This window comes from Xenorhabdus sp. Sc-CR9 (assembly GCF_963897815.1).
Classification (GTDB): Bacteria; Pseudomonadota; Gammaproteobacteria; order Enterobacterales; family Enterobacteriaceae; genus Xenorhabdus.
On record NZ_CAWQTY010000243.1, the window covers coordinates 1 to 7,692 of the forward strand.

The window sequence follows — 7,692 nt, forward strand, 5'->3', positions numbered from 1 at the left end:
ATGGTCAAGCAATGTGATTGCGGGGCACCAAGCCAAAGAAATAAGCTTAAAAAAGCCAGCTGGTGTGATGATTACCGCGCCCAAGTTTTCTTTGGCTGAATGTTAATCAAAGTATGCTCGTGCCCTGCCCCTTCCCAGGATGTGCCAAATATAGGGTCTCGCGTATTTGCAAATATCTCACCTTTATCGGTTATGCCTGCGAATTGTACTTGAGTGGAAAGCCCTAATGGGGTAATAACATAGTTATCATTTTGTGCGTAGCTATTTGCTGAAACTAAAAGCAATAATAATAGATTGTTCCTTAACCTCATAATTATTCCTGTCTTATTAAAAATTGATGTAATTTCCACAGAAAAGATCTTTCAGATATAGAAAGATAAAAGAGCCTAAAATAATAGACCTGTATTTTATGTGTGTAATAAATAATCGAGACATTTAACTATTAAAATTTCAAATCGCCCCCTCTAAAATAATAAACCAAGTATTTATGCATAAGATGATAATGATAACCATTATCAATAATATCAGGGTATGTTATCTCTATCAATATAATTTCTCTCTCACCTCTTTATTCATCAATTACTGGTTTTTTGGGGAACAATGGAACAGTAAACGCCGTTACGTGGTTAGACGGGTGCGTCCCTTGAACATGTCGATGAAGGTGAAATTCTCTATCAGGAAGAGGCGGACTACATCATCGATGACGAGCTAACACACTGGACTGATTAATTCTGCCCATATACTTCATCACCGACACGGCATGGTTGATAATTGAGGTGTAAACAAAACGAATAGACGGAAGGTTAATTCGTCGCTGTGTTAACCCCCGCGTTCTGTTGGGTGTAAATCCTGCCAATATGGGCTTCGTTGAGCCAGTTGGCGTTGCTCTTCCAGCATATTCTCAAGTATTTCAAATGTTGTCAGTGGGTTAGCCAGTACAACACGAAAAACAATAGTTGGTTGTCTGGCCCATTGCACCGGATTGATACAGGTGCGTGAAACAAAAGAGTTCCCTGCATTCCATTGCATGGCTTGGATACTTTGGTTGAGAGCATTGAGCGTTTCATGCAGCTTCTGTTTCACGGTTTCAGACCCTTCGCGTAGTTCTTGTAACACCGCACGAGGTACGTATCGGTAGGTCAGCAAGCAGAGTTGGGGTTCGCTGATTAATTCGAAATCTTCTTGTTGGCGGATAAGATCAGCAAATTGGCGTGCTTTCTCAATGCTGGTATCTATCAGGTGACTCAATCCCCGTCGGCCTAGCAGGTGTAAGTTACTGTGTAACATCAGTGACATTGCGCTGCGAGAGCCTTCCAAAGTATGTTTCCCAAGATCTTTAGACCCCTTGCGTAAAATGTAGTTGGCATGTTGGGCAATGGCATCAGTCAGGGTAGGCTGACTGAACAGCACCATGCCTGCACCCATTGGGACATACATTTGTTTGTGGGCATCAATGGTGACTGTATCAGCTCTTTCAATACCTGCGAATAAATGCCGATAACGTTCTGACAACAAACTGGCACCTCCCCAAGCAGCATCGACATGGAAATGACATTGCTCTTGTTCAGCGATATCCGCCAGAGTGTTCAACGGATCGATAGCACCGGTTTCTGTCGTACCGGCAATCCCGATAATGGCCATCGGCTTGATATTGCGTTGGCGCAGATTCTGCAATTGTGTCAGCAGGGCATTAATACAGATCCGTCCGTCTCTATCAGTATTGACTTTTACCAGTGCGTCCTGTCCCAGACCAAGTACATCCACCGTTTTTTTCAACGAATAGTGTCCCAGTTCTGACACCAGAATCGCTAATCCACTGTAGCCATAATGAAGCATCCCTCTGGCCAGCCCTTCACGTGCAAGACCGGCAAAGTCGCCATTGGCGGGCATGAGTTGATTCCGGCACGCCCACATGGCGGTTAAGTTAGCCAGTGTTCCTCCAGAACAGAATGTTGCCAGAGCATGCTCACTGTTATGAAGCCATTGCTGATAGAAGTTATCATCACGGTTATATACCAGTTTGTGCATCATCCCCAACACTTGGCGTTCCAGTGCGGTTAACACATGCGATGTTTCCAGCTTGACCAGATTTTGATTCAATGCGGTCAATATCTTGCCGAGCACAGGTAAGTGATTAGGGAGGGCAGATGTCATATGGCCAACAAACGTTGGTGATGAGACGGGCACAACGTGATTGAGAATATCGTCGCTTAAATGCCGGGCATAGGCTGCGGTTTCAACCGGGAATTCCGGAATACTGACCGAAGAGAACATTTTCTCAAGTTCGGCCAGTTCGCATATCGGCTTATTTAACTCGCGATGACAATAAGTTACAGGGTCACCTGCGATGTCTGTTTCCAGTTCGAATAGTTCTGTTCCATCAGCATGAGAGATAAATTGATTGAGCAGCGCCTGCCATTCCTGTTCATTCAGGCAGGAAGTATCAAGCGCCATTTTATCTGCCTCGTCGAGATTCAGACTATCAAGAAAATGCAGCATAGTTTGCCTCTTTTGAGTCACTCATCCGCCCTGAGTCAGGGCGGTTTCTGCTTTGCGGTTAAAGATTATACTGCGGTCTTGCCAGCTACGAGAGATTTATAAGCCATTATTTAAGTAATGGGTTGTTTATATAATTTAATTTCTGCCATAACGTCATTATCCATTGCTCAACCTGTGATGTGGACGACATAGTCATGTGATTACCGGGCACAAGCATTGTGTTTAGTTGAGTAACATGATAGCCCCACTGAGTTTCACGCATTTTCCTTTCATTTGTATCGCCCTTTTCTGCGTTGATTAAATGAACAACGTCTTCATAACGAGTGCGGGGCTGGTAACTGGTGTTCAGGTTGGCCTGCATGACACGAATGATACCTTGCAACAGTGATATTGGTGTTTTCGCGGGGAAAAGACCGACTTTCACCAACGCACCATGCAGATACTGAGTCTGTTCATTCGGTTCAAGATTATCAAAATCTCGTCCTGTGAGCGGGAGAGGTTGACTTAATATCATATTATAAATATCAATTAGCTCCATTATCGTCTCGACCCGATTGAATGATTTTATTTATGCCTGTTCCGATTTTTTATTAACCGAAAATACTGATTTTGGAACAGGCGATGGGTTTGATTTTTACCCAGACTTCAGGCGAATGACATTTACGGAGACAGCCTCAAGTTCCTTTTATTATCGGAGAACAGCATGCTCGTTTTCCCTGCTCACTTAATGAAAGAAAGAAGGGCGCATGCATGGGTATTTGCGGCATCTGCGGTAAGGTGTACTAATCCTCTATTGAGTAAACGCAAATCCAGATGGCTGTTATCCCATACAAGCGGATCGGTAAAATTTTCAGTCAAAAGATCCGGAACATAGTATGTTGTACCTTTGAGTAGCGGTTTTCTTTCAGGTACAGGGACATCCCACTCACCGATACGAATGGTTTGGGGATTGGGTTTGAGTTTGTATTCCCACTCAGAGTTGAAGGTCAGGGGTTTAGCACAGTCCTGCCAGCTTGTTCCAACGTATTTACGGTATTGGAAGAAGCGCCACGGTTCATCGTTTTCGATAGCAAATTTTGCGTATTCTGCAATGATATCTGCGTGTGGGTGAGGGTATGCAGCAACTACTGTATTGGAGTGAACAAAGACGCCATTAATGAGATACTTGCCGTCATCTTGCTCTGTGAGTTTATAAATTTTGTTTTTAACTAAATGATGTTGGGGAATATCTTCCCCTATATATTTGACGTACATGGTATTCCTCTGTATTTGCGATATTTAACTCTCCACAGCCCATATGGAAATGTTACCTAAGATTTCAGCAAGATTTTTTAAACCAACTTTATATTTAATGATGGAGCATGCTGCTTTGGCAGCGGGTTGTATGAACGAGACTGACTTCGGGAAAGGATAATTCTGACGCTCCCATTGTATCTTTTTTAGTGAAGTGTCTGAGTAAGCTGTTAGAGATGTGACTGATATTTATTGAATTTCTGTAATTTACATTAGCTTTAAAGATAGACACCCCATACATTATTCAGCCTGAAACTTAACTGTATTCAACTCAGCATTGCATTGCCTGTGCATGATAGGCAATGTGATCTTTGATAAAACTGGAGATAAAGTAATAGCTGTGATCATACTCCTGACGAAAATTTATGGTCACTGGGTAATTGATTGCATTACAAACTTCCAGCAATAAGTCAGGGCGTAACTGGCTACCCAGAAAATTATCACTGAGTCCCTGATCAATCAGAATGGGGAGCTGTACTTGCGCATGTTTGATCAACTCTACTGTGTCATATTGCTTCCATTCATTAATGTCTTCGCCAAGATAAGTGGAAAATGCTTTTGTTCCCCACGGAACCTGAGAGGGGGCAACAATGGGGGAAAATGCGGATACGCTGCAATAACGTCCCGGATTTTTTAATGCGATAATCATTGCACCATGGCCTCCCATTGAGTGCCCGCTGATCGAGCGGATATTAGTCACTGCAAAATGTGCTTCTATTAATTCAGGCAATTCCGAAACAATATAATCGTACATATGATAATGGGTAGCCCAGGGTTGCTCCGAGGCGTTGAGGTAAAAACTGGCACCTTTTCCAAGATCAAACGCAGGGTCATCAGCAACATCATCACCGCGTGGGCTGGTATCTGGAGCAACAATAACGATGCCATGTTCAGCAGCGTAACGTTGAGCACCTGCTTTTGTCGTGAAATTCTGGTCTGTGCAGGTCAATCCCGAGAGCCAATATAGTACGGGTAATTTTCTTTCTGTTATTTGGGGAGGCAGGAAAATTGAAAAGCGCATTTGGCAGTTCAAAACTGTTGAAGTGTGTTGATAAACATCCTGCCATCCACCAAAACTGGCGTAGTGTTCGATTCTTTCCATTATTTTCGTCCTTACGTGATTTTCTGTAATGGGCGTTCGATGATTTGTCATATACCGTGTTGGCTTGCAACACGGTTTGCTCACTTCAATCAAGATTGAATCAATAGTGAATGACAGTACGGATGGATTTGCCTTCATGCATCAGGCCGAAGGCATCATTAATCTCTTCCAGAGGCATAGTGTGGGTGACAAAAGGTGCAAGTTCAATGTCACCTTTCATGGCATCTTCTACCATTCCGGGCAACTGGCTGCGGCCTTTCACACCACCGAAGGCAGTGCCTTTCCATGTACGGCCTGTAACAAGCTGGAATGGTCGGGTAGAAATTTCCTGTCCGGCTCCAGCCACACCGATTATCACTGATTGACCCCAGCCGCGATGCGCACTTTCGAGGGCGGCACGCATAACGTTGACGTTACCGATGCATTCGAAAGTATGATCAACCCCCCATTTGGTCATATCAATAATGACTTGCTGGATAGGTTTATCATGATCATTTGGATTGATGCACTCAGTTGCACCAAATTGTTTGGCTAATTCAAATTTAGCGGGATTTGTGTCAATGGCAATAATATGGCCTGCCTTTGCCTGACGAGCGCCCTGAATAACGGCAAGGCCTATTCCACCAAGGCCGAAAACGGCCACAGAATCCCCCGGTTGTACTTTGGCAGTATTATGTACGGCACCGATACCGGTAGTTACACCGCAGCCCAGCAGGCAGACATGTTCATGATTTGCCTCTGGGTTGATTTTGGCGAGTGAGACCTCCGCGACAACAGTATATTCGCTGAATGTGGAGCATCCCATGTAATGATAAATAGGCTGACCCTGATAAGAGAAACGGGTTGTACCATCTGGCATGAGACCCTTTCCCTGAGTATCACGTACCGCGATACAAAGGTTAGTTTTACCGGACTGGCAGAACTCACATTTGCCGCATTCAGCTGTATATAATGGAATAACATGGTCGCCGGGTTTTACACTGGTTACGCCTGCACCAACGTTGACCACCACTCCGGCTCCTTCGTGTCCTAACACAACAGGGAATAGGCCTTCGGGATCATCACCAGAAAGGGTAAAGGCATCTGTATGGCAGACACCCGTATGGCTGATTTTTATCATCACTTCACCCGCTTCCGGTGGCGCGACGTCAATTTCGACAATTTCAAGAGGTCTGTTTGGCCCAAAGGCAACGGCAGCGCGTGATTTCATAGAATTCCTCTTTTCCTTGATGTAAAAAGTGAATGTTAAATTGCCCGTTCAAAACCCAATGCCAAATAGCGGCATCGGGAGTCGTTGTACCGCAAATTTGACAATTGGTGGCTGATATATGGTGGTAACTGTGATCTAAGTACCATTTTGGCAGGGGAGAGTGGGAAACATATTGGGATTATTCCCTTCCGGGATAAGATTGTTATTGTTGAATGACAGATTGGAATGGATTGTAATAATTTATTGAATACATTTCAGAGAATGTGATTTCCCTGTCAGGAGAAAGGTGATAGGAAAAGAAATATCCATTAAAAACCACCGTCAGTTTTCTGGCGGTGGTTATATTCAAACCGGGCTTTATAACAATTCAAATGCCCGTTTAAAGGTTTCATCGGAATAAGGTTGCTGACCGTTTTCCATTTTAATGATGGCTTTAACCAAAAGGTTCATTGTGGCAACATTTTCCACATCGACTACAGTGCTGCTGACGACGCCGACTGCTTTACAAACATAAGCAATATAACCCTGAGTATCATTTTCATTGGGTGGTGCCCAACGGGAAATAAACTGGTAAATCGTGTTATCCCCGTATTTGCGTTCATAATTACGCAGAATTTTCAGCATTGCACGTATGCCATATTCTGGAGCCACAAACTGACAAAACGATTTGTCTGTCTGTGTATCACGCAAACCCTGCCATTTATCACCGTGGCGGATATTGCCCGGATTGTGATTACGAATCCCTCTTGTCATTATTTATCTCCTAAACGTTTATTGATTGCGCGTATCGCAAATTCTCGAATTTTTTCCACACCGATAAAACCGACGGCGCCGCCAAGCGCAGGTGAAACGCTGCTTGGAATACCAAAGAATTCCAGTGCGCTGGAAAATCCCCACGACAGTGCACCACACAGTAGCGGTTCTACCCAGCGATTTTTCCGCTCTACACCGTCATAAATCAGGCGGCCATAACAAATCATGATGGCTAAAATAGAACCGGATATCTGTGGCCATGTGTCTCTCAGACTGTTCAGTACATCGACCCATAAATCAGGATGTTCTTTCATCATTAATTCCATAATTGAATGATGGGTATCACAGAAGCAGGGTTTTAAGGTCACATAATCTCAGAGGCATAAGGCAAAACTGCACTCAAATCGGCTCAATCAGGATTCAGTTTCCAGCACCTACTTAATGACATCCCGTACTTCTCCATAGTAACGTCAGTAAAGAAAATCCACATTGTGATGCCGTTGTGCACTGGCTCTTACTAATTCATTGAAAAGCAATGCTCACTTCAGTCTCCGTTTTTATTAGTGATACACACAAATTATGAGAACTCCTTATTTTTCGCCGCGTGGGATGTGTATTTTTTGGTGGAATTCCAATGGAAAGGATGACATTTTGAAAAATGTAAAGTGTCATTTAGGTTAAATAACCAGTTAATTTTTTATAGGTTATTAGGGCGTGTTGACGTTTTGCGAGGGATTATTAGGCAGCATAATGATTTGGTATAATTACTTTCGCCAAAAAACAACCAGACCTCACCATCATGCCGCGAGCTATGTTAACAGATCTCCATTGGAAT

The 7,692-nt window shown here is 43.6% G+C and carries 7 protein-coding genes; all 7 read right to left on the reverse strand.

Annotated elements, in window-relative coordinates:
* Positions 1-819: 819 nt before the first annotated feature.
* A complete protein-coding gene (panP, locus tag AACQ81_RS19250; RefSeq protein WP_237388278.1) occupies positions 820-2,499 on the reverse strand; it encodes a pyridoxal-dependent aspartate 1-decarboxylase PanP in 1,680 nt (559 codons plus the stop codon).
* A gap of 106 nt (positions 2,500-2,605) precedes the next feature.
* Positions 2,606-3,013 carry a thioesterase domain-containing protein gene (locus AACQ81_RS19255; protein ID WP_237388279.1) on the reverse strand — a complete coding sequence of 136 codons (408 nt, stop codon included), beginning with the start codon at positions 3,011-3,013 and terminating at the stop codon, positions 2,606-2,608.
* A gap of 206 nt (positions 3,014-3,219) precedes the next feature.
* Positions 3,220-3,753, reverse strand: coding sequence for a hypothetical protein (locus tag AACQ81_RS19260; protein ID WP_237388280.1), 534 nt, complete (start codon positions 3,751-3,753; stop codon positions 3,220-3,222).
* A 310-nt stretch (positions 3,754-4,063) separates the two neighbouring features.
* A complete protein-coding gene (gene fghA, locus AACQ81_RS19265; protein ID WP_237388281.1) occupies positions 4,064-4,894 on the reverse strand; it encodes an S-formylglutathione hydrolase in 831 nt (276 codons plus the stop codon).
* Positions 4,895-4,994: 100 nt separating this feature from the next.
* Positions 4,995-6,104, reverse strand: coding sequence for an S-(hydroxymethyl)glutathione dehydrogenase/class III alcohol dehydrogenase (locus tag AACQ81_RS19270; RefSeq protein WP_237388282.1), 1,110 nt, complete (start codon positions 6,102-6,104; stop codon positions 4,995-4,997).
* 357 nt (positions 6,105-6,461) lie between these two features.
* Complete coding sequence (locus AACQ81_RS19275; RefSeq protein ID WP_237388283.1) at positions 6,462-6,857, reverse strand: structural protein; 396 nt, start codon at positions 6,855-6,857, stop codon at positions 6,462-6,464.
* Positions 6,857-7,171 carry a phage holin, lambda family gene (locus AACQ81_RS19280; protein WP_237388284.1) on the reverse strand — a complete coding sequence of 105 codons (315 nt, stop codon included), beginning with the start codon at positions 7,169-7,171 and terminating at the stop codon, positions 6,857-6,859. The genes AACQ81_RS19275 and AACQ81_RS19280 overlap by 1 nt, the downstream gene beginning before the upstream one ends.
* Between the last annotated feature and the right edge of the window lie 521 nt (positions 7,172-7,692).

Coding starts and splice junctions, on each gene's coding strand:
- AACQ81_RS19255 (WP_237388279.1), bottom strand. CDS start 3,013: ATGATATTAAGTCAACCTCTCCCGCTCACAGGACGAGATTTTGATAAT.
- AACQ81_RS19270 (WP_237388282.1), bottom strand. CDS start 6,104: ATGAAATCACGCGCTGCCGTTGCCTTTGGGCCAAACAGACCTCTTGAA.
- AACQ81_RS19275 (WP_237388283.1), bottom strand. CDS start 6,857: ATGACAAGAGGGATTCGTAATCACAATCCGGGCAATATCCGCCACGGT.
- panP (WP_237388278.1), bottom strand. CDS start 2,499: ATGCTGCATTTTCTTGATAGTCTGAATCTCGACGAGGCAGATAAAATG.
- AACQ81_RS19260 (WP_237388280.1), bottom strand. CDS start 3,753: ATGTACGTCAAATATATAGGGGAAGATATTCCCCAACATCATTTAGTT.
- fghA (WP_237388281.1), bottom strand. CDS start 4,894: ATGGAAAGAATCGAACACTACGCCAGTTTTGGTGGATGGCAGGATGTT.
- AACQ81_RS19280 (WP_237388284.1), bottom strand. CDS start 7,171: ATGAAAGAACATCCTGATTTATGGGTCGATGTACTGAACAGTCTGAGA.